At 74.0% G+C, this 23,349-nt stretch carries 23 protein-coding genes; 6 read left to right on the forward strand and 17 right to left on the reverse strand.

The window, feature by feature from the left end; translation table 11 throughout:
* Window positions 1–337 precede the first annotated feature (337 nt).
* Window positions 338–745 (reverse strand): helix-turn-helix domain-containing protein, encoded by a 408-nt coding sequence (locus ACH4F6_RS20215; RefSeq protein WP_397961612.1) that lies wholly within the window; start codon window positions 743–745, stop codon window positions 338–340.
* A gap of 241 nt (window positions 746–986) precedes the next feature.
* Between ACH4F6_RS20215 and ACH4F6_RS20220 the strand changes: the two genes are divergently transcribed.
* A complete protein-coding gene (locus ACH4F6_RS20220) occupies window positions 987–1,874 on the forward strand; it encodes an RNA polymerase sigma factor SigF (RefSeq protein ID WP_397961613.1) in 888 nt (295 codons plus the stop codon).
* Between the two features lie 18 nt (window positions 1,875–1,892).
* Here ACH4F6_RS20220 and ACH4F6_RS20225 read toward each other — a convergent pair whose 3' ends face one another.
* Window positions 1,893–2,348 (reverse strand): ATP-binding protein, encoded by a 456-nt coding sequence (locus ACH4F6_RS20225; protein WP_397961614.1) that lies wholly within the window; start codon window positions 2,346–2,348, stop codon window positions 1,893–1,895.
* 108 nt (window positions 2,349–2,456) lie between these two features.
* A complete protein-coding gene (locus ACH4F6_RS20230; RefSeq protein WP_397961615.1) occupies window positions 2,457–3,701 on the reverse strand; it encodes a DUF6777 domain-containing protein in 1,245 nt (414 codons plus the stop codon).
* A 159-nt stretch (window positions 3,702–3,860) separates the two neighbouring features.
* Between ACH4F6_RS20230 and ACH4F6_RS20235 the strand changes: the two genes are divergently transcribed.
* A complete protein-coding gene (locus ACH4F6_RS20235) occupies window positions 3,861–5,168 on the forward strand; it encodes a streptophobe family protein (protein ID WP_397961616.1) in 1,308 nt (435 codons plus the stop codon).
* A 215-nt stretch (window positions 5,169–5,383) separates the two neighbouring features.
* On the opposite strand, the gene ACH4F6_RS20240 is transcribed toward ACH4F6_RS20235, so the two are convergent.
* The 5 genes from ACH4F6_RS20240 to mgrA form a co-directional block, all read right to left on the reverse strand.
* Complete coding sequence (locus tag ACH4F6_RS20240; RefSeq protein WP_397961617.1) at window positions 5,384–6,421, reverse strand: serine/threonine-protein kinase; 1,038 nt, start codon at window positions 6,419–6,421, stop codon at window positions 5,384–5,386.
* Window positions 6,418–6,966: a hypothetical protein gene (locus ACH4F6_RS20245; RefSeq protein WP_397961618.1), complete on the reverse strand. Its 549-nt coding sequence runs from the start codon at window positions 6,964–6,966 to the stop codon at window positions 6,418–6,420. Before ACH4F6_RS20245 ends, ACH4F6_RS20240 begins: the two co-directional genes overlap by 4 nt.
* Before the next feature lie 7 nt (window positions 6,967–6,973).
* Window positions 6,974–9,313 carry an FHA domain-containing protein gene (locus tag ACH4F6_RS20250; protein ID WP_397961619.1) on the reverse strand — a complete coding sequence of 780 codons (2,340 nt, stop codon included), beginning with the start codon at window positions 9,311–9,313 and terminating at the stop codon, window positions 6,974–6,976.
* Between the two features lie 97 nt (window positions 9,314–9,410).
* Window positions 9,411–9,821, reverse strand: a complete 411-nt coding sequence (locus ACH4F6_RS20255; RefSeq protein WP_397961620.1) for a hypothetical protein — start codon at window positions 9,819–9,821, stop codon at window positions 9,411–9,413.
* 468 nt (window positions 9,822–10,289) lie between these two features.
* Entirely contained in the window at window positions 10,290–11,282 is a 993-nt protein-coding gene (gene mgrA, locus ACH4F6_RS20260; RefSeq protein WP_397961621.1) for an L-glyceraldehyde 3-phosphate reductase, read from the reverse strand.
* A 125-nt stretch (window positions 11,283–11,407) separates the two neighbouring features.
* Here mgrA and ACH4F6_RS20265 point away from each other — a divergent pair, with 125 nt between their 5' ends.
* Complete coding sequence (locus tag ACH4F6_RS20265) at window positions 11,408–12,292, forward strand: LysR family transcriptional regulator (protein ID WP_397961622.1); 885 nt, start codon at window positions 11,408–11,410, stop codon at window positions 12,290–12,292.
* 51 nt (window positions 12,293–12,343) lie between these two features.
* Window positions 12,344–12,856, forward strand: a complete 513-nt coding sequence (locus tag ACH4F6_RS20270) for a DUF664 domain-containing protein (protein ID WP_397961623.1) — start codon at window positions 12,344–12,346, stop codon at window positions 12,854–12,856.
* Here ACH4F6_RS20270 and ACH4F6_RS20275 read toward each other — a convergent pair.
* Both ACH4F6_RS20275 and ACH4F6_RS20280 read right to left on the reverse strand, forming a co-directional pair.
* On the reverse strand, window positions 12,841–13,917 hold the full coding sequence (locus tag ACH4F6_RS20275; protein WP_397961624.1) for an adenosine deaminase: 1,077 nt from the start codon (window positions 13,915–13,917) through the stop codon (window positions 12,841–12,843). The genes ACH4F6_RS20270 and ACH4F6_RS20275 overlap by 16 nt on opposite strands.
* Window positions 13,918–13,963: 46 nt before the next feature.
* Window positions 13,964–14,356, reverse strand: coding sequence for a VOC family protein (locus ACH4F6_RS20280; protein ID WP_397961625.1), 393 nt, complete (start codon window positions 14,354–14,356; stop codon window positions 13,964–13,966).
* 373 nt (window positions 14,357–14,729) lie between these two features.
* On the opposite strand from ACH4F6_RS20280, the gene ACH4F6_RS20285 reads away from it, so the two are divergent.
* A complete protein-coding gene (locus ACH4F6_RS20285; protein WP_397961626.1) occupies window positions 14,730–15,188 on the forward strand; it encodes a pyridoxamine 5'-phosphate oxidase family protein in 459 nt (152 codons plus the stop codon).
* Between the two features lie 21 nt (window positions 15,189–15,209).
* On the opposite strand, the gene ACH4F6_RS20290 is transcribed toward ACH4F6_RS20285, so the two are convergent.
* The 3 genes from ACH4F6_RS20290 to ACH4F6_RS20300 form a co-directional block, all read right to left on the reverse strand.
* On the reverse strand, window positions 15,210–16,115 hold the full coding sequence (locus ACH4F6_RS20290) for an aldo/keto reductase (protein WP_397961627.1): 906 nt from the start codon (window positions 16,113–16,115) through the stop codon (window positions 15,210–15,212).
* A gap of 32 nt (window positions 16,116–16,147) precedes the next feature.
* Window positions 16,148–17,038: a glycoside hydrolase family 19 protein gene (locus tag ACH4F6_RS20295; protein WP_397961628.1), complete on the reverse strand. Its 891-nt coding sequence runs from the start codon at window positions 17,036–17,038 to the stop codon at window positions 16,148–16,150.
* Between the two features lie 624 nt (window positions 17,039–17,662).
* Window positions 17,663–18,013, reverse strand: a complete 351-nt coding sequence (locus ACH4F6_RS20300) for a YciI family protein (RefSeq protein WP_397961629.1) — start codon at window positions 18,011–18,013, stop codon at window positions 17,663–17,665.
* Window positions 18,014–18,112: 99 nt separating this feature from the next.
* Between ACH4F6_RS20300 and ACH4F6_RS20305 the strand changes: the two genes are divergently transcribed.
* The gene (locus ACH4F6_RS20305; RefSeq protein ID WP_397961630.1) at window positions 18,113–19,144 is read left to right on the forward strand and encodes an acyl-CoA dehydrogenase family protein; all 1,032 of its coding nucleotides are present in this window, start codon (window positions 18,113–18,115) and stop codon (window positions 19,142–19,144) included.
* A gap of 45 nt (window positions 19,145–19,189) precedes the next feature.
* On the opposite strand, the gene ACH4F6_RS20310 is transcribed toward ACH4F6_RS20305, so the two are convergent.
* From ACH4F6_RS20310 to sfnG, 4 genes are all read right to left on the reverse strand, one after another.
* Entirely contained in the window at window positions 19,190–20,332 is a 1,143-nt protein-coding gene (locus ACH4F6_RS20310) for an LLM class flavin-dependent oxidoreductase (protein WP_397961631.1), read from the reverse strand.
* 26 nt (window positions 20,333–20,358) lie between these two features.
* A complete protein-coding gene (locus ACH4F6_RS20315; RefSeq protein ID WP_397961632.1) occupies window positions 20,359–21,543 on the reverse strand; it encodes an SfnB family sulfur acquisition oxidoreductase in 1,185 nt (394 codons plus the stop codon).
* Window positions 21,544–21,546: 3 nt separating this feature from the next.
* The gene (gene ssuE / locus ACH4F6_RS20320) at window positions 21,547–22,101 is read right to left on the reverse strand and encodes an NADPH-dependent FMN reductase (RefSeq protein ID WP_397961633.1); all 555 of its coding nucleotides are present in this window, start codon (window positions 22,099–22,101) and stop codon (window positions 21,547–21,549) included.
* An 84-nt stretch (window positions 22,102–22,185) separates the two neighbouring features.
* Window positions 22,186–23,304, reverse strand: coding sequence for a dimethylsulfone monooxygenase SfnG (gene sfnG, locus ACH4F6_RS20325; protein WP_397961634.1), 1,119 nt, complete (start codon window positions 23,302–23,304; stop codon window positions 22,186–22,188).
* Between the last annotated feature and the right edge of the window lie 45 nt (window positions 23,305–23,349).

The raw sequence follows: 23,349 nt of genomic DNA on the forward strand, positions 1-23,349 counted from the left end.
CGGCGGCCTCCGTCCCTTCCGCCTCGACGCGCCCCGGAGCGGCCTCGGCGGCCCGCGCGCGCCCGGACCGGACCCGTCGGCCCGAGGGGCCGCCCGCCGCCCGGCCCCTGGGCCCGGCGGATCGTGTCGCCGGGCGCCCGGGTCGAGGGGGCGCCGGCCCGGCACCCCCGCCACGACGTGGCGACGCCGCGCGCGGGCATGGACCGGGACAAGGTGTTCACGGCGCCGGAGCCCGTGGCGTACGGCCCGGCCGACGACCTGCCGAACCGGCGCCCCGTACGGGTCCGAGACGGCTCCCCGTGGCCACGGCCCGGTGGGGACCCGCGGCCACGGCCCGTCAGGCGGCCAGGCAGAGCCCGTTGTACGAGGACGCCGTCGTCCCGCGGTGCGCGGCGGTGTGCCGGCCGGTCACCCGGACGAGTTCGCCGTGGGCGCGCGCCAGCAGGTCGCCGAGGCTCAGGCCGAGGGCGAGGGCGGCGGCCGCGAGCACCTCCGAGGAGGCCTCCTTGCGGCCGCGCTCCACCTCGGACAGGTACGGCATGGAGATGCGCGCGGCGTCGGCGACGTCCCGCAGCGTGCGTTCCTGGGCCAGGCGCTCACGGCGCAGGACGTCGCCGACCAGATCGCGCCACAGGGGTTCCCTCGGGGCGGGCGGCCGGTCGTCGGCGGGGCGGGCGGTTCCCGGGCGCTCGGCCGAGGGGCGCAGCGGGATCACGCGGGCTTGGTTCGGCACGTGGTTGCTCACTCCCCCAGCCTAGGAGGGCGGTTCCGCACGGGAAGGGTGCGGCGTTGCGCTGTGAGGGGAACCGGACCGAGGTATTCCGCCTGCGGGTCCGGGCGGGGCGTCGGATTCCGGTCACCCCCTTTACGCTGGGCATGGGTCGGCGGACTCGGGGTATGCGCCCCGTGAGCGGGCTCGTGAGCACTCGGTCCGCTCACGGACCGGAAGCAGGAGACGTCGAACCGTGACTTTCGTGGGAGAGGCAATGCACACCGCCGTGATCGGGTCGCAGGCACAGGTCGTCGAGGACACCGCCGGCACCGGCACGGGTGCCGCTCCGCTGCCGGGAGTCGCGGACGCGAGGAGCGTGGCCCCCCGCGACGCGCGGGCGCTGTCCCGCCAGTTCTTCCAGCGGCTGACGGAGCTCGAGGAGGGGACGCACGCGTACCAGTACGCGCGCAACACCCTGATCGAGATGAACATGTCGCTGGTGCGGTTCGCGGCCGGGCGGTTCCGGGGCCGCGGCGACGACATGGAGGACATCGTCCAGACCGGGATGATCGGCCTGATCAAGGCCATCGACCGGTTCGAGATCTCCCGCGAGGTGGAGTTCACCTCGTTCGCCCTGCCCTACATCGTCGGCGAGATCAAGCGTTTCTTCCGGGACACGACGTGGGCGGTGCACGTGCCGCGCCGGCTGCAGGAGCTGCGCGTCGAGCTGGCCAAGGCCCGCGACGAGCTCGCCAGCCGGCTGGACCGGGAGCCGACCGTCGCCGAGCTGGCCACCTTGATGAACCTCTCCGAGAGGGAGGTCGTCGAGGCGCAGATCGCCTCCAACGGCTACAACTCCGCCTCGCTGGACGCCGCGCTCACCGGCGACGGCCCGGAGAACGGCGAGGCGGTCCTGGCCGACTTCATCGGGGTGGAGGAGGAGGGGCTGCGGCTCGTCGAGGACTTCCACTCGCTGGCCCCGCTGATGGCCGAGCTCAGTGAGCGCGACCGGCAGATCATCCACCTGCGGTTCGTGGAGGAGGCGACCCAGGCGGAGATCGGCGAGCGGCTCGGCTGCTCGCAGATGCACGTCTCCCGCCTCATCAAGCGGATCATCGCCCGGCTGCGGCAGGGGATGCTGGGGGAGCTGGGCTGCGCCTGAGGCCGGCGGCCCCACGGCTCACCGCCGCGCGAGCGCGACGACGGCGCGGACGCGCTTGCCGACCGGTACCCGCTCGGCGGTGACCTCCGCCGCCACCGCGTGCACGATCTCCAGACCGTGCCGGCCGATGCGCTGGGGATCCTTGGGGAAGCGCAGGGGCAGCGCGTCGCTGCTGTCGTAGACGGACACCGTCACCGAGGCGTCCGTGCCCTCCAGCTCCAGGATGTACGGGCCGTTGCTGTGCCGGTCGGCGTTGGTGACCAGTTCGCTGACGACCAGGAGGACCTCTCCGCAGGCGCGCTCGTCGACGGCGGCGCACCACTCGATCCTCAACTGGTCGACGAAGTGCGCGGCGAAGGCGCGCGCCTCGGCGATGGAACCGGATGCCCCGGTGTAGTGCGCCGCCCGCCGGAGCGGTTCCACGGGTACGTCGAAACCAGTCGGTATCACTGCCCCGTCCAGGTGTTCGGTCATGCGTTTCTCTCTAGGATGCCGGACTGGCCGGACGCTGCTGCACCCGTCCTCGTACCCCGAGCCGGGGCGTGCAGTCCCCCTCTTTCGCCGTCGCGACCATGGGCTGCCTCACACCGCGGGCGGTCCGTACCCGGGTGCCGGGGAGTACGGGGCGGGCTGCGACGGGGGCGGCGTTCCGGCCGGGGGCGGGGACGCCGGCGGCGGGGATCCCCCGGTGTCCGGCTCGCTCGGCGGGGGCGGCGAGGCCGGGGGCGGCGGGGAGGCCGGCTCCGAACCGGGGGGCGGGGAGGCCGGCCGCTCGCTCGGGGGTGGCGGAGGGGCGGCCGACGTCGGCGGTTCGGGGGCCGTGGTCGGGCGCGACGAGCCGGAAGGGTGCGCCGGGTACGACGGCGAGGACGGCAGGCTGAAACTCGCGGAGGGCGCCGGCGGGTGCGCCGGGGCCTTGACGGGCCGGTCCTTGCCGCCCGTGTCGCCCCGCTGCCGTGCGAACCAGCGCTGGTGCTCGGCGTCGTAGAGCACGAAGGCCTTGATCACGGTCGCCGAGGGCAGGACCACGACGACGTTCGAGGGCCGGTACGACGGCCAGGACTCGCCCGTGATCCTCGGTGTGGTCTTCTGCGCGATCGGGCGGGTGAGCGGGTTGCCGCAGGCGCAGCGGACCCGGGGTTCGCCGTGCGCGTCGACGAGCACGGCGGTACCGGCCTGGAGGACGGCCTGGTAGGGGACGGCCGCGCCGTCGCGGTAGCCGTGGTTGGTGACGCGGGTGTCCATGCGCAGCTCGACGGGGGTCAGGGAGCGCAGGTAGGCGGGGACCTGGGCGGTGGTGACGCCGACGACGGAGGCGAAGGCCCGGTTCTTCGCGGCATCCGCCTGGAGGTACCTGATCTGCTTCTCGACGTCGCAGGCGGAGACGTCGCGCGTGCCGCCGTACAGTCCGCCGGCGCCGCCGTCGACGCCCCGGACGACGTTCGCGGACTCCGCGGCGGACGTGGGCGGGGCGGCGGACGCGGGCGCGGGCGCCGTGGCGGTGGCGGTGTTCTCGGTGAAGGGGTCCGGGCCGGTCCTGCCCGCGGGCAGCAGGAACACCTCGCCGGCGCGGACGGTGCCGCCGTGACCGCCGTCGCCCGTGCGGGTCAGGACGAGGACGAGGGCCACCACGACCACGACGCCGGTGGTGAGCAGGGCGACGCGGGGCGCCGACTTCCACCAGGGCCGGTGCGGTTCGGGCCCGCCCCCGGGCGGGGTGCCGCCGGGCGGCGGCGCGGGCGGGCCGGACGGGGGCGGGGGGCCGCCCGCCAGCGGGCCGGAAGGCGGTCCTGAGGGACGGCCGGACGACGGCGGTTCGACGCTCACGAGCACTCCCGGCGGGGTCTTTCACTGCTTCTGCTGCCATGATCGCCGCTATCTCCGCAAACGTCGCCCTCGTCTGCTCCGGTCGTGCGCCGCCCGCGCACGGACGCGGACGGCCCTCCCGGCAGGCGGGCGGGGCGGGCGCTGCCTAGCGTGGGCAGCGTGAGCCCGCACACCCGCTCCGACCGGGCCGTCATCCGGCACGGCTGGCCGCAGGCGATCGCCGCGGCCCTGGCCGGTCTGGCCGTCATGACGGTGGTGGCCGCGGCGGGGCTGTGGGCGGCCGGGGCCGCGGACCTGCCCGACGGCGCGTTCGGGCGGGTGGTCGCGGCGACCGTCGTCACGGCCGTCGGCGGTACGGTCGGTCTCTTCGTGGACGTCGGGGGGCTGGGCGGCACCCGGGCCGGGCTGACCCTGATGCCGTTGTCCGTCACGCTCGCCGGCGCCCTGGTGACGGCGGCCGGTTTCCTGCGGCCCCTGCGGCACCGGGCGGTCGCCGGGGCGGCCGAACTGGCCGGCTGGGCGGGCCGGATCGCCGTGGTGTGGCTGGCGGGACTGCTCGTCCTGTCCCTCGCCGCCCGCCGGACCTTCGCGCTCTCCCTGGGCGACGACACCCTGGACGACCTGGGCGAGGTGTTCGGCGTCGCCCCGGAGGCCGGCTTCACCGCGGACGTGCCGCTCACCCTGGTGTCCGGGCTGCTGTGGCTGGCCGGGGTGCTGGTACTGGCGCTGCTGGTTTCGCGCGGGGCGCCGCTGCCGGCCCGGCTGCTGCGCTTCCAGGAGTCGGTGCGGCCGGCCGCGTACGCCATGGTGGTGCTGCTCCTGGCGTGCGTCGCCCTGGGCGTGCTCGTCGCCCTCGGGACCGCGGTGGTGCGCGGGCGTGCCGCGCAGACCCTGGCGGTGGTGCTGCTGGGTCTGCCCAACCTGGTGTGGCTCGCGTTCACCCTCGGTCTGGGCGCCACCTGGGAGGGCCGGGTCGAGGGGCCGTTCGCGCTGCCGGTGCCGCACGCGCTGGACGAGGTGCTGCGCGGCTCGCGGACCGCCACGCTGAACCTGGGCACGCTCGCCGAGCACGACGGCCGCGTGTGGTGGCTCGTCGCCGTGGACGCGGTGCTGCTGCTGGCGGCGGCCTTCGTGATGGCAGCGCGTTCGCCCGCCGGGACGCCCGCCTGGCGGCACGCGGTGCGCATGGCGGTCGCCCTGGTGCTCACGGTGCTGACGATCTGCCTGGTCGGCCGGGTCTCCGCGCACTACGGCCTGTCCCTGTTCGGCATCGGCGATCTCGGCGGGGCCGGTCTGTCCGGGGTTCTGTTCCTGCGCCCCGCGGTGGGGACGGCGCTGGGCCTGGCGGCGCTGTGGGGGCTGGCCACCGGCTTCCTGGGCGGGTTGCTGGCCCGCGGGACGGCGGGACACGGCAGGGTCGACGACACGTCACAAGGGTGGGGCGGGGCCGGCCGCCGGGCGCGGTGAGGCCCTCCTGGGTCCTGCCGTCGCGCGTCCGTCGTCCGCCCGGAGGGCGGGCCCGGCGGCGTCCGGTGCGTGCGGTCGCCGCACGCCGGAGCGCCCACGCCCCGCCCCGTGGGCGCTCCGGCGTCGCGGCCGGGGGCGCGCCCCTCACTGATGCCGAAGGAGTGCGTGCCGGGGCCGGGCCGTCGCCGGGCGGGCGGGACCGCGGCGGCAGGGCCTCAGGGGCCCGTCCTCCGGTGCCCCGGTGCCGTCGGGGCCCCGGTGTCCCGGGACCGGTCCTCGTCGCGTCGCCCGAAGACCGGTGCCGCCCACGCCGGCGGCGGCCGGGGGCGACCCCGTCCCACGACCTCGACCGTCGGCGGATGGCCCTCGCGCGGGACGCCCGAGCCGGCCGCCCTCAGGTCGCCGACGAAGGCGAGGCAGGTGGGATGACGGGCGTCGGGGGTCTTGGCCAGGGCCCGGGCGAACGCCTCGTCGACGCCCGGGGGCAGGTCGGGGCGGGCCTCGGTGATCGGGGGCGGTTCGGCGTACTGGTGGGCCCACAGCAGGGCGAGGTCGTCGTCGCGGCGGAAGGGCGGGTGGCCCGCGAGGCTCTCGTAGACGACGCAGGCCAGGCCGTAGACGTCGCAGCGGCCGTCGACGGGGCGGCCGGAGATCTGCTCGGGCGCGACGTAGTCGAGGGTGCCGACGAACTGTCCGACCCGCGTGAAACCGGTCAGCGACAGCGACTTCTTCGTCAGGCCGAAGTCGGTGAGGTAGACGTGCTCGGGATGGTCGGTGTCGGTGCCGCGGGCGACCAGGACGTTGCCGGGTTTGACGTCCCGGTGGACCAGACCGTGCTCGTGGGCGGCGTCGAGCGCGGACGCCACCTGCGCGGCGATCCGGACCGCGGTGGGCAGCGGGAGCGGGCCCCGGCCGTCCAGGAGGTGGCGCAGGTCGCTGCCGGGGACGTACCGCATGGCGATGTAGAGGACGCCGTCGGTCTCGCCCGCCTCGAAGACGGGCACGATGTGCGGGTGGTCGATCGCGGCGGCCACCCGGGACTCATGGGTGAAGCGACGGCGGAAGGTGTCGTTGCGGGCCAGTTCCGGGGCGAGCAGCTTGAGGGCGACGGTGCGGTCCAGGCGCAGGTCGCGGGCGCGGTAGACGACGGCCATGCCGCCGCGCCCGATCTCGTGCTCGATGCGGTAGCCCGCGATCTGCCGGCCGATCAGTTCGGAGGGGCGTCCGAAGGCCGGGCCCGTCACGTCGGTCATCGGGGCTCGCCCTCGGAGGCGGTGGCCGGGGCGGAGGCGCGGTCGGCGTCCTGGGCCGCGGTGGGCGGCTCGTCGGCCGCGTAGGTGCTCAGGCGGCTGCCGTCGCCGTAGGTCCAGCGTCCCCGGGCCGGGTCGTACAGCCACACGGACTCCCCGTCGACGACGACGCCGACGCGCAGCCCCTCGGTGCGGTGGTGGAAGGACTCGCCGTCGAGACCGCCGCCGGCCAGTTCCTCGACCGCGGCCCGGTAGCGCGCGAGGGCCTGTTCGGCGCTGCCGAGGAGGGGGCGGGGGTCGGCGACCGCCGTGTCGGGGCCCTCCGCCAGGGGCGGGTCCTGGGGCACGGCGACCAGGCACCGGCCGTCCACCCAGGCCGACCAGCCGTTGGAGCACAGCACGCGCCCCCAGTCGCCGCGCCGTTCGACGAGCCGGACGGGCAGCAGGGGGTCGAGCGGGACGGTGGGGCGGGCCGGGTCGGGGTCCTCCCAGGCGGGCATGCCGTGCTGGGGCACGACGTGGGTGGGCCGGAAGCCGGGGGTCGTCATGACGCGCCTACTTCCGCATCACGGCGGGCTCGTGCCGGCGCAGCAGCCGCGAGACGACGAACCCGAAGGCGACGGACAGCACTACGAGCATCCCCACGTTCAGCAGCCACACGTCCGCCGCGTGCTCGAACAGGGGATCCCGGGTGAGGTCGCCGGGCACGATCCGGGCCAGGTCGAGGGTGCCGGCCATCGCGCCGAGCGCCCAGCGGGAGGGCACGAGCCACGCCAGCTGCTCCAGACCGGGCACTCCGTCCAGCGACAGCAGCGCGCCGCAGAACACCACCTGGACGATGGCGAGCAGCACCAGCAGCGGCATCGTCACCTCCTCCTTGCGCACGAGCGCGGAGACCAGCAGGCCCAGCATCATCGCGGTGAAGGCCAGCAGGGCGACGGCGACGGTGATCTCGGCCAGGGGCGACATCAGCACACCGCGCCCTCCGGGCGCGCCGAGGTCCACCCCGAGCAGCGCGACGAGCGTCAGCACGACCGCCTGCACCACGGTCACCGTGCCCAGGACGACGACCTTGGACATCAGGTACGCCGATCTGGACAGGCCGACGGCCCGCTCGCGCCGGTAGATCACGCGTTCCTTGACGAGTTCGCGCACGGCGTTGGCCGCTCCGGTGAGGACGCCGCCGACGCACAGGATCAGCAGCGCGTTCATCGCGGTCTCCCGGGTGAGCTCGCTGCCGGCGAGGGCGCGGGCCATGGCCCCCATCACGAACGGCAGGGCGATCATGATGACCAGGAAGGTGCGGTCGGCGCCGAGCGCGGCGGTGTAGCGGCGGACGAGGGTGCCGAGCTGGGCGCGGCGGCTGCGCGGCCGGGGCGGCGGCGGCAGGACGACCGGGCCGTCGCGGGGCAGCAGGGGCTGGGCGGTGGAGTTGACGACGTACTGCCGGTGGAACGACGACTCGGCGTACTGTCCCGCCCAGTCGCGGTCCCGGTCGCGCTCGAAGGCCTCGAAGGCCTCGGGCCACTGCGCGAACCCGAAGAAGTCGAGGGCGTCCCGGGGCGGACCGTAGTAGGCGATCCTGCCGCCGGGGGCGAGCACGAGGAGCCGGTCGCAGACGTCGAGGCTGAGCACGCTGTGGGTGACGACGATGACGGTGCGGCCGTCGTCGGCGAGGCCGCGCAGCATGTGCATCACCGAGCGGTCCATACCGGGGTCCAGGCCCGAGGTCGGCTCGTCGAGGAACAGCAATGACGGTTTGGTCAGCAGTTCCAGGGCCACGCTGACCCGTTTGCGCTGGCCGCCGGAGAGGCTGTGCACGGTCTGGTCCGCGCGCTCCTGCAGGCCCAGTTCGCGGATGACCTCCTCGACCCGCTCGCGGCGCTCGGCCTTGGCGGTGTCCTGCGGGAAGCGCAGTTCGGCGGCGTAGGTGAGGGCGCTGCGCACGGTCAGCTGGGCGTGCAGGATGTCGTCCTGCGGGACGAGGCCGATGCGCTGCCGCAGCTCGGCGTAGTCGTGGTAGAGGTCGCGGCCGTCGTAGACGACCGTGCCGTGGTCGGCGGGGCGCTGTCCGGTGAGGGCGTTGAGCAGGGTGGACTTGCCCGCGCCGCTGGGACCGACGACCGCGAGCAGGCACTTCTCCCCCACCGGGAACGACACGTGGTCGAGGAGGACCTTGCGGCCCTGGTCGACGGCGACGGTGAGGTCCTGCACGTCGAGGGAGACATCGCCGGTGTCGACGTACTCCTGGAGCGTGTCGCCGACCAGGCAGAACACGGAGTGCCCGATGCCGACGATGTCGCCGGGACGGATCGGGGCGGCGGTGACGGGCAGGCCGTTGAGGTAGGTGCCGTTGTGGCTGTCGAGGTCGGCGATCTCGTAACTCCCGTCGGGCAGGGCCCGCAGCTCGGCGTGCCGGCGGGAGGTGAGCAGGTCGTCGACGACCAGGTCGTTGTCGGCGGCGCGGCCGATGCGGACGGTGCGGTGGGGCAGCGGACGGACGCTGGTGGGCCGGCGGAACGCTCCCGTGGCCGCCGGGTTCGACACCGCGGACGGGCGCTCGGGCGACGGCGCCGGACGTCCGGTCAGGACGACGCGCGGGCCGTCGTCCGGGCTGCCGAAGCGGATCACGCTGCCGGGGCCCACGCCGCGCGTGCGGACGCGGTGGCCGTCGGCGTAGGTGCCGTTGGTGCTGTCCTCGTCCTCCAGCGTCCAGTGGTCGCCGTCGGGCCGCAGGACCGCGTGGTGCCAGGAGACGCGGGAGTCGTCGAGGAAGACGTCGCTGAGCGGGTCCCGGCCGACGCGGTACGCCTGGCTCGGGGTCATCACCGTGAAGCCCGTCTCGGTCTCCAGCACGAGTTCGGGCGCGGTCGAGGCGACAGGTCGCTCCGCCATGCCGGAATTCTATCGATTCGCCCCTTCGCGTGCCCCGTCGAGCGCGTCCCGTCGGGGGGCGCCGGACCGGGGCGCGCGGGTCGGGGTCCGCCGGGCGTCAGCCGACGGGGAGGACGAGCGCCGGGACGGTCCGCTGCATCCGCAGGGCGTCGACGGACTCGGCGAGCAGTTCGTACTCGGTCGTGTCGTCGCTGGCGGCGACCCGCACCAGACGCCCGCCGGCCAGCTCGTCGGCGACCAGTTCCTGCTGCTCCACGTCGGCGCACCAGGCCCGCAGCACGCCCGGCACGTCGGGCACGCCGTCGGCGACCGGCACGAGGGCGCTCGGCGGGAAGTGACCGCCGTCGGGTCGCGGGTCGAGCCGCTCGGCGATCCAGGAGGCCCGGTCCCGCAGCCACCACAGGGCGAGTGCCAGGGTCGGCGCACGGTAGGTGCCCAGCGGTACGCCGATGCGCCGGCCGCCGCAGACGCCGTACGCGGTGACATGGCAGAGGAATTCGTCGTGCACGCTCTTCTCACCCCGTCGCTCGATTGCCGGTGCGGCCTCGCTTTCCGTGCGGCTCCTGTGGGGCGAACCGCCCCCCTGACGTTCGAGTATGTTGACTACTGAAACACTGTCACCATGACTTTCCGGCCAGTCTCCTGGCATATTCACCGGCGTTCATGGCCGAAATTCGGCGGGTGGGTTCCCGACCGTTCCGCGAGCGCGCGGCCCTGCCGGGCCGTCGACGCGTTCACCTGGCGTTTCGTCCCGGAGCACCGAGGGGCGCTTCCCGCTCACCGGTGCCGTGAACGAGGAATTCCGCCGCTCGCGACGGTCTTCCGCGGACAGCCGGAAAGATCGCCACGAGCGGCGGAACATCACGCCCGCCCGGAAATACGGAAGCGGAATTCACCGTTCTCCGTCACGGAATCCCGGGGGAAACCGGCAGGGGGCGACGGCACGGCCGGGACCGCGTTCGCCCGGGGGAATCGCTCAGCCCTTGATCACCGCGTCGATCCGCTCCAGCTCCTCCGCGTCGAAGTCGAGGTTGCCCAGCGCGCCGACGCTGTCCTCGATCTGCCGGGCGCTGCTGGCGCCGACCAGGGCGGAGGTGACACGGCCGCCGCGCAGCACCCAGGCCAGCGCGAGCTGGGCCAGGGACTGGCCGCGGGACTTGGCGATGCCGTCCAGGGCGCGCAGCCTGCCCACCAGTTCCTCGGTGACCGCCTCCGAGTTCAGGAAGGGGCTGTCGCTCGCCGCGCGGGAGTCCTCCGGGATGCCGTCGAGGTAGCGGCCGGTCAGCAGGCCCTGCTCCAGCGGGGAGAAGACGATGGAGCCGACCTCGAGCTCGTCCAGGGCGTCGAGCAGGCCCTCGCTCTCGGGGCGGCGGTCGAGCATCGAGTAGCGCGGCTGGTGGATCAGGAGCGGGGTGCCCAGCTCGCCGAGGATGCGGGCGGCCTCGCGGGTCTGCTCCGCCGAGTAGTTGGAGACGCCGACGTACAGCGCCTTGCCCTGCTGGACCGCGGAGTGCAGGGCGCCCATCGTCTCCTCCAGGGGAGTCTCCGGGTCGGGGCGGTGCGAGTAGAAGATGTCGACGTGGTCCAGGCCCATCCGCTTCAGGCTCTGGTCCAGCGAGGACAGCACGTACTTCCGGGAGCCCCACTCGCCGTACGGGCCGGGCCACATCAGGTAGCCCGCCTTCGTGGAGATGACCAGCTCGTCCCGGTACGGCGCGAAGTCCTTCCTCAGGAAGGCGCCCAGCGCGGACTCGGCGGCGCCGGGCGGCGGGCCGTAGTTGTTCGCGAGGTCGAAGTGGGTGACGCCGAGGTCGAAGGCGCGGCGCAGGATGGCCCGCTGGGTCTCGACCGGGCGGTCCGGGCCGAAGTTGTGCCACAGTCCGAGCGAGAGAGCGGGAAGCTTCAGGCCGCTGCGTCCGGTGCGCCGGTAGGGCATGGTCGCGTAGCGGTCGGGATGTGCGGTGTACAACACGACTCCAGGAGGGGTTGACTCGGAAGGCCGGTTCACGAGAACCGTTACCCACTCTGGCCCGACCTGCGGGTAGTGGTCCAACAGAAGAATCCGATGGAATTCAGCGGATAGTCTTCTCAATCATGGAACTGCGCCACCTCCAGCACTTCGTCGCGGTCGCCGAGGACCGGCATTTCACCCGCGCCGCCGAACGCCTGATGGTCTCCCAGTCGGGTCTGTCGGCGTCGATCCGGGCCCTGGAGCGGGAGCTGCGGGCGCCGCTGTTCGTACGGACGACCCGCCGGGTGACGCTCACGGAGGCCGGACGGGCGCTGCTGGCGGAGGCGGAGCGGATCCTGGCCCAGGTGCGGGCGGCCCACGAGGCGGTGGCCGCCGTGCAGGGCGTGGTGCGGGGCACCCTCGCGGTGGGCACCGAGCAGTGCATCGCGGGGGTGCACGTGGCCGGACTGCTGGCGGCGTTCCGGCGGCGGCACCCGGACGTGGAGATCCGGCTCAGGCAGTCCGGTTCGGGCGCGCTCGCCGAGGAGGTGGGGGCCGGCCGCCTCGACCTGGCCTTCGCCTACCGCACCCAGGCGGACAGCGACCAGCTGCGCTCCGTGCCGCTGGCCAGTGAGCCGATGTACGTGTTGTGCCACCCCGACCACCGTCTGGCCGCGAACCCGGCCGCGCTCACGCCGGCCGGCGTCGCCGGCGAGGTCTTCGTCGACTTCCACCCGGACTGGGGACCGCGCCGGGCCACCGACGCGGCCTTCGCCGCCGCGGGCGCCCGCCGTACGGTCGCCCTGGAGGTCAACGACGTGCACAGCCTGCTGGACCTGGTGGGCGAGAACCTCGGCATCGCCGTCGTGCCGCGCCACTTCCGGCACAAGCGGGAGGCCCTCACCGCGCTGCCCCTGAAGGGCGTCGGCGAGGTGGCGTACGAGACCGTCGCCCTGCTGCCGCCCGCGCGGGCGACCAGCCCCGCGGCCCGGGCCCTGATGGGGCTGCTGCAGACGGGGATCGTGTGAGGATCACGCCGTGAGGCGGCGTCGGGGCGGAGGGTGCGCCATGGTGGACCCATGCATGCCAAGGACATCCTCATCGACGGCTACGGCCGCATCCGGGAAGAGGTCCACGCCGCCGTCGAGGGCCTCGACCCCGACGACCTCAACGCCCGCCCCACCGCCGAGACCAACTCCGTCGCCTGGCTGGTGTGGCACCTCACCCGCGTCCAGGACGACCACTTCGCGGACGCCTTCGGGCTGGAGCAGGTGTGGCTGTCGCAGGACTGGGAGAAACGGTTCGGCCTGAACCTGCCGCGCCACGACACGGGCTACGGGCACAACGCGGCCGAGGTCGCCGAGGTGCGGGTGGCCGAGGCCGGCCTGCTCACCGGCTACTACGACGCCGTCCACGCCCAGAGCCTGCGGGCGCTGCGCGGGCTGACGCCGGCGGACCTGGAGCGCGTCGTGGACGAGCGCTGGGATCCGCCGGTCACCCTGGGCGTCCGGCTGGTCAGCGTCCTGTCCGACGATCTCCAGCACGCCGGACAGGCCGCCTACGTGCGCGGGCTGCTTCAGAGCGCCGAGTAAGCCGGCAGGACGACGTCCTCGATGAGGGCCCTGCGCTCGTCGAACGGGATGAACGCGCTCTTGAGGGCGTTCACGGTGACGGTGCGCAGGTCCTCGACGGTCCAGCCCGCCTCCTCGACGAGGAGGGACATCTCGCGGGTCATCGTCGTCCCGGAGACCAGCCGGTTGTCGGTGTTGAGGGTGACCCGGAAGCCGAGGTCCTTCAGCGCGGTGATCGGGTGCCCGGCGATGGAGGTCGCGGCGCCGGTCTGGAGGTTGGAGGTGGGGCACATCTCCAGGGCGATCCGGCGGTCGCGGACCCACCCGGCGAGGCGGCCGAGCTTGCCGGCCGCGAGGTCGGGGATGTCGTCGACGATGCGCACGCCGTGGCCGATGCGCTGGGCGCCGCAGACCTGGAGGGCCTGGTGGATGCTGGGCAGGCCGTGGGCCTCGCCGGCGTGGATGGTGAACGGCACGTTCTCGCGGCGCAGGTGCTCGAAGGCGTCCAGGTGGTCGGCGGGCGGGAAGCCGTCCTCGGCGCCGGCGATGTCGAAGCCCACCACGCCCGCGTCCCGGAAGGCGACCGCCAGGTCGGCGGTGGCCCGGGTGCGGTCGAACATGCGCATGCCGCAGAGCAGGGTGCCCACCCGGACGGGCGTGCCGGCCGCGGCCGCCTTCGCCATGCCGGCCGCGAGCCCCTCCTGCACGGTCTCGACGACCTCGGCGAGGGTCAGCCCGCCGTTCAGCATCAGCTCGGGGGCGTAGCGGACCTCGCCGTAGACCACGCCGTCCTCGGCCAGGTCGAGCACGTACTCCTCGGCGGTGCGCAGCAGGCCCTCGCGGGTCTGCATGACGGCGAGGGTGTGCTCGAAGGTGGCTATGTAACGGACCAGGTCGCCGGAGGTGGCGGCCTCGACGTACCAGGCGGCCAGCTCGTCGGGGTCGGTGGTGGGCAGGGTGTGTCCGACCGCGTCCGCGAGCTCGACGACGGTGGCGGGGCGCAGGCCGCCGTCGAGGTGGTCGTGCAGGACGGCCTTGGGGAGACGACGGAGGACTTCGGCGTCTACGCGCGTAGTGTTCATGGCGGGTCTTTCCTCGATCGGGGCGGTTCGGGGGTGCGGCCGGGGATCAGCCGGCGGGCTGGAGCAGGTCCCAGCGATTTCCGTACAGGTCCTGGAAGACGGCCACGGAGCCGTACGGCTCGTGCCGGGGCTCCTCCAGGAAGGTCACGCCGGCGGCGAGCATCCGCGCGTGGTCGCCGGCGAAGTCGTCGGTGTACAGGAAGAAGCCGACGCGGCCGCCGGTCTGGTCGCCGACCCGGCCGCGCTGGGCGTCGCCCTTGGCGCGGGCGAGGAGCAGTCCGGTGCCGTCCTGACGGTCCCCCGGGCGCACCACGACCCAGCGCGAGCCGTCGGGCCGCGGCGCGTCCTCGACGAGGCGGAAGCCGACGGCCTCGGTGTAGAAGCGGATCGCCTCGTCGTAGTCGTCCACGACGAGGGTGACCAGGGCGATGTGGGACATCGGGGCCTTCCGGAAGAGCGGATCAGCAGAGGTTATACGTAAAACTTGCGCGGCGCCAGTCTCCCGGTCCTCCGGCCGCCTCGTGGTGCGCGACGGGCGCCTCGTGATGCACGACGGGCGCCTCTTGGCACACGACGGCCGCCTTCACCGGTGAGGCCGGCCGAGGGCGGCCCCGGGAAGGCCGGCTCGGGGCGCCGGCCCGTCCGGCGCGGCGCGCCCCGTGGGGCAGCGGGGTGCCCCGTGGGACAGCGGGGTGGCCCGGGGGGCAGCGGGGTGCCGATGAGCCCGTGCGTCCCGCCCAGGACCGGAGTCCGAGGCGAAGGGGGACCGGGGGCCGAGGCGGGTGGCCGGGACCGCGGCTAGCGTCGCCGGCATGGAGATCACCGAGCCGCCCCGCGGGCCCGAGCAGCGCAAGCGCGACGTCCTCGGCCGGCTGGCCGAGGAACCGGACATCTGGGTGGCGACGGCGGACGCGGACGCGGTGCCGTGTCTCGTCGCCCTCTGGTTCGTGTGGGACGGCGAGCACCTGTGGCTGTCGACCCGGCTCACCAACCCCACGGGCCGCAACCTGCGGGACGGCCGGCGGGCACGGCTGGCGCTCGGGTCGACGCGGGACGTCGTCCTGATCGACGGGGAGGTGGAGACCTTCACGGCGCGGGAGGTGCCGGCGGGGGCGGCCGGCGCGTTCCTCGCGAAGACGGGCTGGGATCCCCGCGAGGACGACGCGTCCTACGGCTGGTTCAGGGTGCGGCCGCGTGCGGTGCAGGCCTGGCGGGAGGTGCACGAGATGCCGGGGCGCCACCTCATGCGGGACGGGGCGTGGGTCGTGTGACGTCCTGCCCCGGCGCCTCGCTCAATCCGCCCGCGGGGGCACGTCGTCGAGGGCCGCCAGCTCTCCCTCCGTGAGCCGCAGCGCGCCCGCCGCCACGTTCTCCCGGAGGTGGGCGGGGTCGCCCGTGCCGGGGATGGCCAGGACGTGCGGGCCCCGGGCCAGGCTCCAGGCGAGCCTCACCTGGGCGGGGCTCGCGTCGTGGGCGCGGGCCACCGCCGGCACGACGTCGCCGTGGGCGGACGTCGCGCCCTGCGGCCCGGCCTCTCCCGCGATGGAGTAGAAGGGCACGAAGGCGATGCCCTGGGCTCCGCAGACGCGCAGGAGTTCCTCGGTCGCGGGCGGGCGGTCGTCGAGGCCGTAGCGGTTCTGGACGCTCACCACCGGGGCGATGGCCCGGGCCTCGGCCAGATGACGGGGTTCTATGTCGGAAAGCCCCAGGTGGCGGACGAGACCGGCCTCGCGCAGGTCGGCGAGGGCGCCGAAGTGCTCGGCGATCGAGTCCTGGCGCATGCGGCGCAGGTAGACGAGGTCGAGATGGTCGCGGCCGAGCTGGCGCAGGTTCTCCTCGACGTGGCCGCGCAGGTCCTCCGGGCGGGCCGAGGTGCCCCACTCCCCCGCGTAGTCGCGGAACGGACCGACCTTGACGGCGATGAGGAGGTCGTCCGGGTACGGGGACAGGGCGCTGTTGACGATTTCGTTGGCGGAGCGGAGGGAGGAGAAGTAGAAGGCTGCCGTGTCGATGTGGTTCACGCCGAGCTCGATCGCCTCGCGCAGCACGGCGATCGAGCGGTCGCGGTCCCTCGGCGTCCCGAAGTGGAAGGCGGCGCTGCCCGTCAGCCGCATCGCGCCGAAGCCGACGCGGTTGACGGACAGGTCACCGATCTTCCAGCTGCCCGCGGCGTCCGCGGTGATCGTCTCGGAGGTCATCGGCGGAGTGTCGCACACCGCCGGAGGCCCGGTCAGCAGGAGAGGTTGCCTCCCGGGGCGACCCCGAGGATCTGCGTGAACTGCTGGTACTTGGAGACACGGCTCTGCACCTGCGCCGGGTTCTTGCCGTCGCACTCCAGGGAACCGTTGATGGAGCGGATCGTCTGGCCGAAGCCCGCGCCGTTGACCATGGCGTTGTGCGGGGTCATGGTGCCGGGGCCGGACTGGGTGTTCCAGTACCACAGGGCCGTCTTCCAGGCCACGGCCGCGTCGTTCTGCACCAGCCACGGGTTGTTCAGCAGGTCGATGCCCAACGCGTCCCCCGCGGCCTTGTAGTTGAAGTTCCAGCTGAGCTGGATCGGGCCGCGTCCGTAGTAGGCCGCCTGGCCGGCCGGGCAGCCGTACCACTGGCTCCAGTCGCAGTAGTGGGAGTAGTTGGCGGTGTTCTGCTCGACGACGTGCACCAGTCCGCCGGTCTCGTGGCTGACGTTGGCGAGGAAGGCCGCCGCCTCCTGCTTCTTGGTGGTGTCGCTGCCGGTGGTGGCGAAGCCGGGGTAGGCGCTGAGCGCGGCGGTGAGGCCGCTGTAGGTGTAGAAGCCGTTCCGGCTCGGGAACATCTGGTTGAACTGGGCCTCGGTGACCACGAAGCGGCCGGCCGGCGTGCCGGGGCCGCTGTCGCAGGCGTACGGCTCCCAGTACCAGGTGCTGATGGTCGGGTCGTAGCCGGGGTTGTCGTGCTCGGCGATGTACGCCTTGCCGTCGGTGTAGCGGACGATGTCACCGGTGCGGTACGCCTTGCCGGCGACCCAGTTCGGGTAGCTCGAACACGTGGCGGCCGACGCGTTCGCGGCCGGCAGGAGGACCGGTGCCGCGCCGGCGATGACGAGCGCGGTCACGAGAGCGGAAATACGGCGCCTCGACACGAGACCAACTCCTTCGTGGAGCACGGCCGTTCACCGGACGGGGCAGGACGGAGCTCGGCCCGGTGCGCGTGGCGGACGAACCGTGCACGGCGTGGTGGGCGGCCGTGGTGGGGGGGTGTGGAGGCACACTCAACCGCATTGGTCTGTACCAGTCAAGGGTATAGACCAGTCAACTCGGCGACGGGGCGATCGGGTTGGCGTCGGGTCAGCGGGCGGATCACGCCGGGGGGAGGCGTGCGGACGGCACGCGAGGCGAAGTCGTCCGCGTTTCGGCCGAGTGGGTCCGGCGGGGCGTCACCGGGCGGGTCCTCCCCCTTCGCACGCGGCGCAGCGACTCGGCGCGGACCGTGGGGAACCCTCGGCGTCCCGACGTCCCGGACGGCCTCGCGGCACGGCCGGCCGATCGCCCGGTCACGGGCGGTGGTGACGATCCGTCCGGCGGGGCCGGGCGGCGCCCCGGTCTCCGGCCGGCGCCGCACGGACGGGGTGAAGGCCTCCCGGAGCGCTGCCCCGGCGGGGCCGATGTCGCCGGGGCAGCGGACGAGGACGGCGACGGCCCGGCCGCGCTCCGCGCGGAAGACGGCCTCCGCGCCGACGGCGTCACCCGCCGGCGGGTCTCCGGCCTCAGTGCGTGTCCGCGAACGGACGCACCTCGACCGGGAGGGTCGTGGCCAGGGCGGCCTTGCGGCCCCACTCCAGGGCCTCCTCCGGATCGGCCGCCTTGATCAGGCACAGGCCCCCGAGGTACTCCTCGCCCTCGGCGTACGGACCGTCGGTGACGAGCACCCCGTCACCCTCGGGACGGAGCACGGTCGCCGTCTCCGGCGCGTGCAGCCCGCCCGAGAAGACCCAGGCCCCGGCGGCGCGCAGTTCGTCGTCGAAGGCCGCGACACGGCGCACGATCTCGTCCAGCCCGGCGGCGGACGGCGGCTGACCGCCGGTCGGCTGGACCACGCTGAGCAGGTAGTACGTCATGTCGTCCTCCTCGATGTCGTCGCTCTCCCCCCACCTCCTACACGAACAGCGGCGCCCCGCACCGACACCCGCGCCGCGCCACGCGGAAGAATTCCGGTCATGACCGCTCCCCATCCCCTCGTCGGACGCGCCCGCCGCCTCGCCGACGGCCTCCTCGCCCCGCACGCCGCACAGGTCGACCGGACGGAGGTGCCCCTGGGGCACCTGACGGAGATCAGGCGCTCGGGACTGCTCGGGCTGAACGCACCGGTGGAGTACGGCGGGGCCGCGGCGCCCGCCGCGGTGATCCGGGAGACGGCGGAGATCCTGGCCGGGGCGTGCTGCTCGACCTGGTTCGTGCAGACACAGCACCACACCCCGGTGCTGACGCTGGCGAGCGGCGAGGGTCCGGTGCGCGAACGTCTGCTGGGCCGCCTGGCGCGCGGTGAGCTGCTGTCGGGCGTGGCGTACGCCCACCTGCGCGCGTACCCGCGCGTCCCCGTCCGGGTCACCCGGGAGCGGGGCGGACGGCGCTTCGACGGGACGGTGCCCTGGTACACGGGGTGGGGCCTGAACGACGTGATGCTGCTCGCCGGGGTGACCGAGGAGGGCGAGGCCCTGTTCGCCTTCACACGGGCGCGGCAGCAGCCGGGCCTGCGGGCCTCGGAGCCGATGCCTCTGGCGGCCCTCACCGCTTCGCGCACGGTCTCCCTGGAACTGGACGGCCTGTGGCTGCCGGAGGAGGCGGTGGCCCTGCGCACCCCGATCGAGCGCTGGTCGGCGACGGACCGCCTCAGGACGCTCAACGCCAGTCCGGCGGTCTTCGGCGTCGCGGAGGCCGCCCTGGCCCTGCTCGACGAGGACACGGCGGCCGCCCTGCGCGGGCGGCTGGCCGAGGTGCGCCGCCGTGCCTACGCCCTGGCCGACGAGGCGGCGCCCGACGAGCACCAGGAGGAACGCCTGGCGCTCAGGACGCGGGCGTACGGGCTGGTGCAGGCGGCGACCACCGCGGCGGTGGTGACGGGCGGCGGCCGCTCCATGCTGCTGGCGAACAGGGCCCAGCGACTGGCGCGGGAGGCCCTGTTCCTGATGGTCCAGGGCCAGACGTCGGAGTCGCGCCGGGCCCACCTGGACGCCCTCGTCGCTCTTTAGGCCCTGGCCTCCGGTCCGGGGAGTCGTCGGGGCGGATCCGGTCGGTCAGCTCGCGAACGGCACCTGCGCCGAAGCGGCGGCCTCCGTGCGGAACGGGTGCCTCCACAGCCCCTCCCCGGCCAGCCGGGGCAGCACCCCCTCCCCGAACCAGTACGCCTCCTCCAGGTGCGGGTACCCGGACAGCACGAACTCCTCGATGCCGAGCGCCGCGTACTCCTTGATCCGCTCGGCCACCTCCTCGTGGCTGCCCACGAGCGCGGTTCCCGCGCCGCCCCGGACCAGCCCGATCCCGGCCCACAGGTTGGGATGGATCTCCAGTTCGTCCCGGCGCCCGCCGTGCAGGGCGAGCATCCGCCGCTGCCCCTCGGACTCGCTGCGCGCGAGCCCGGCCTGCACGGACCTCACGGTCTGCGGGTCGAACCCGTCGAGCAGCCGGTCCGCCTCCGCCCACGCCTGCGCGGAGGTGTCCCGGGTGATGACGTGGAGCCGGATGCCGAACCGGAGGGTGCGGCCGTGCCGCGCCGCGAGCCCCCTGATCCAGGCGATCTTCTCGGCGACCTGCGCGGGCGGCTCGCCCCAGGTGAGGTAGACGTCGACGTGCCGGGCCGCGATCTCTCCGGCGATCGGCGAGGAGCCCCCGAAGTACACCTCGGGCACGGGGTCCGGGACCCGGGCCAGCTTCGCGTCCTCGACCCGGAGGTGCTCGCCCCGCAGGTCGACGCTCTTGCCCTCCCACAGCCCCCGGACGATCTCCAGGAACTCTCCGGTGCGGCGGTAGCGGTCGTCCTTGTCGAGGAAGTCGCCGTAGGCCCGCTGTTCGTGGCTCTCGCCGCCGGTGACGACGTTCAGCAGCAGCCGTCCGCCGGTCTGCCGCTGGAAGGTGGAGGCCATCTGCGCGGCGAGCGTCGGCGAGACGAAGCCGGGCCGGAACGCGACCAGGAACTTCAGCCGCTCGGTGTGCCGGCTGACCATCGCGGTGGTCAGCCAGGCGTCCTCGCACCAGGCGCCGGTCGGGGTGAGCGCGCCCGTGAAGCCGAGGTCCTCCGCGGCGCGGGCGATCTGGCTCAGGTAGGCGACCGTCGGCGGCCGGTCCCGTCCGGCGGCGGTGGCCGGCGTGCCGTGGCCGCCGCCGACGACATGGCGGCTGTCGCCGTTGGTGGGCAGGAACCAGTGGAAGGTGAGGGACATGCGGAGGTCTCCGATCGAGAAGGTCGCTAGAGGAGGCCGTGGCGGGGCGGCCTGGTGCCGTTGAGCACGTAGCGGCCGATGTGCTGGATCTTCCAGCGGGTCGGATCGTGCAGGGTGTGGGTGCGGGCGTCGCGCCAGTGCCGGTGCAGGTTCAGCGAGGCGAGCGCGGACCGGGTGCCGGCCACCTCGAACAGCGCGCTCGAGACCTCCACCGCGGCCCGTGCCGCCTGCACCTTCGCGGCGGCGACCGCGACGGACGCCTCGGCGGCCGTGTCGTCGGTGAGACGGGCGCGCGCCGCGTCGACCGCGCGGGCCCCCTCCCGCAGCAGCGCCTCCGACGCCCGCACCTGGAGGGCGAGTTCGCCGAACCGCTGGATCAGCAGCGGATCCCCGGCGGCCGTCTCGGCCTCGCTCTCGAACCAGGGCCGGCTCTTCGTCCGCACGAACTCCGCCGCCTCGGCGAGCGCGCCGGCGGCGATCCCCGCGTCGATCGCGGCGTGCAGCAGCTGCGCGACGGCGCCGTGGAGCTGGGGGCCCTCGAAGGTGAGGTGGTGCGGCAGGACGCGGTCGGCCGGCACCGGCACGGAGTCGAGCCGGACGGTGCCGCTGGCCGTCGTGCGCTGGCCGAGGCCGTCCCAGTCGTCGATCACCGTCAGACCGGGGGCGTCGGCGGGGACGTACGCCACCTGGAGCTTGTCGTCCCCGGTGCGGGCCAGCACCGGGATCCAGTCGGCGAAGAGGGCGCCGGTGGAGTAGTGCTTGGTCCCGTTCAGGACGTAGGAGCCGTCGGGCCGGGCCTCCAGGCGGGTCCTGATGTCCTGGACGTGCCGGGTGCCCGCCTCGGACTGGGCGTTGCCGAAGCGACGGCCGGCGAGCAGTTCGGCGAAGAAGAACGTCCGCTGCTCGTCCGTCCCCTGACGGCGGATCACGTTGACGTAGACGAAGTGGCTCTGCGGGATCTGGGCGATGCTGCCGTCGGCGCCGCCGAGGAGGCGGAAGATCTCCGCGAGGGTCTGTGCGGTCACGTCCGCGCCGCCGTGGTCGGCGGGGACGGTGACCGCGAGCAGTCCGGAGGCGGACAGCCGGTCCAGCTCGGCGCGCGGCAGCCGGCGTTCGGCGTCCCGCGCGCCGGCGCCCGCGCGGAACTCGTCGGCCAGGGCTGAGGCGACGGCGAGGGCCTCGGCGTCGTCGGCGATGACGTGGGCGGTCACGGGTCAGCTCGCGGCGGCCAGGTACGGGGTCCGCCCGAGGGCGGCCGAGAACTGGTCGACGACCTGGGTGAGCGCCTCGGTGGCGGCCGGGGCGACCGTGATCGTGCCGTCCTCGTGGACGGCGATGTCCTTGTCGAGGGTGAACCAGCCCTGCGTGATGTGGGCGGCGCCCATGGAGTTCAGGACGGGCCGCAGCGCGTAGTCGATGGCCAGGACGTGGGCGGTGGAGCCGCCGGTGGCCAGCGGCAGGACGGCCTTGCCGGTGAGCGCGTACTGCGGGAGCAGGTCGAGGAGCGCCTTGAGCACCCCGGAGTAGGACGCCTTGTAGACGGGGGTGCCGACGACGACGCCGTCGGCCCGCGCGAACAGGTCGGTGGCCTCGACGATCGCCGGGTGGCGGAAGTCGGCGCCGAGCAGGGCCTCGGCCGGGATCGTGCGGACGTCGAGGGGGATCACCTCGTGGCCCTGGGCGGCGAGCCGCTGGTCGAGGTGGCGCAGCAGGCGGCCGGTGCGGGAGGAGGCGGAGGGGCTGCCGGAGACGGACAGGACGGTGGCCATGGGTCCTCGTTTTCTGGGAGGCGGGGGCCCGTGCGTGGCGGGCGCCCGGCGGGAGCGGTCGGGGTGCCGGGTGGGGGGGGACCGTCAGGCGTGGATGGGGAGGGACTCGGGCTCCGCGTCCGGGAGCCGGGCCTCCCGTTCGCGCACGAGGGGCAGCACGCGCTTGCCGAAGTACTCGACCTCCTCGTGGTAGTGGAGGAATCCGAGGAGGAGGAGGTCGACGCCGAGCCTCTTGTAGGCGACGATGCGCTCGGCGATCTGCTCGGGGGTGCCGATGAGTCCGGTGCGGAAGCCGTCGTTGTACTGGACCAGGTCCTCGAACGAGGAGTCCTGCCACATGCCCCTGCCGTCGGTGGTGGACCGTCCCGCCTGCCGCACGGCGGCGCCGAAGCCCTCGACGGCCTCGGTGTCGGCCCGGGCGACGATCTCCCTGAGCGTCTCGCGGGCCTCGCGCTCGGTGTCGCGGGCGATGAGGAACCCGTTGAGTCCGAACTTCGGCGGTGTGCGCCCGGCTTCGGCGGCGGAGGCGCGGATGTCGGCGAGCTGTTCGGTCACCCCGTCGAAGTCCTTGCCGTTGGAGAAGTACCAGTCGGCGACCCGGCCGGCCATCCCGCGGGCGGCGGTGGAGTTGCCGCCCTGGAAGATCTCCGGGTGCGGCCGCCCGGGCGTGTTCAGGGGCTTGGGCTTGAGGGAGAAGTCACGCAGCCGGTAGAAGTCGCCGGCGAGTTCGGCGTGGTCCTCGGTCCAGATCGTGCGCAGGGCGCGGATGAACTCCTCGGAGCGGCGGTACCGCTCGTCGTGCTCGAGCCAGGGTTCGCCGAGGGCGGTGAACTCGCCCTTGAACCAGCCCGACACGACGTTCACGGCGAAGCGGCCGTTCGAGAGGTGGTCGGCGGTGGCGCCGAGCTTGGCGAGGACGCCGGGGTGCCACAGGCCCGGGTGGACGGCGGCGATGACCTTCAGGCGCTGGGTGGCGAGCAGCAGGGCGAGGCTGAAGCTGGTCGACTCGTGCTGGTACTCGGCGCCGTAACCGGCCATGTAGCGGACCTGGCTGAGCGCGTAGTCGAAGCCGTTGTTCTCGGCGAGGACGGCGAGTTCCCGGTTGTAGTCGTAGCCCCAGTCGGTGCGCTGCTCGATCCTGCTGGTGACGAGTCCTCCGCTGACGTTGGGGACCCAGTAGGCGAATTTCACGGGCGCGGACATGCGGTACTCCTGTTGCGAAAGGTTTTCAGGCACGCCGAATTCACG

Source organism: Streptomyces sp. NPDC017936 (genome assembly GCF_044328485.1).
Lineage (GTDB): Bacteria > Actinomycetota > Actinomycetes > Streptomycetales > Streptomycetaceae > Streptomyces.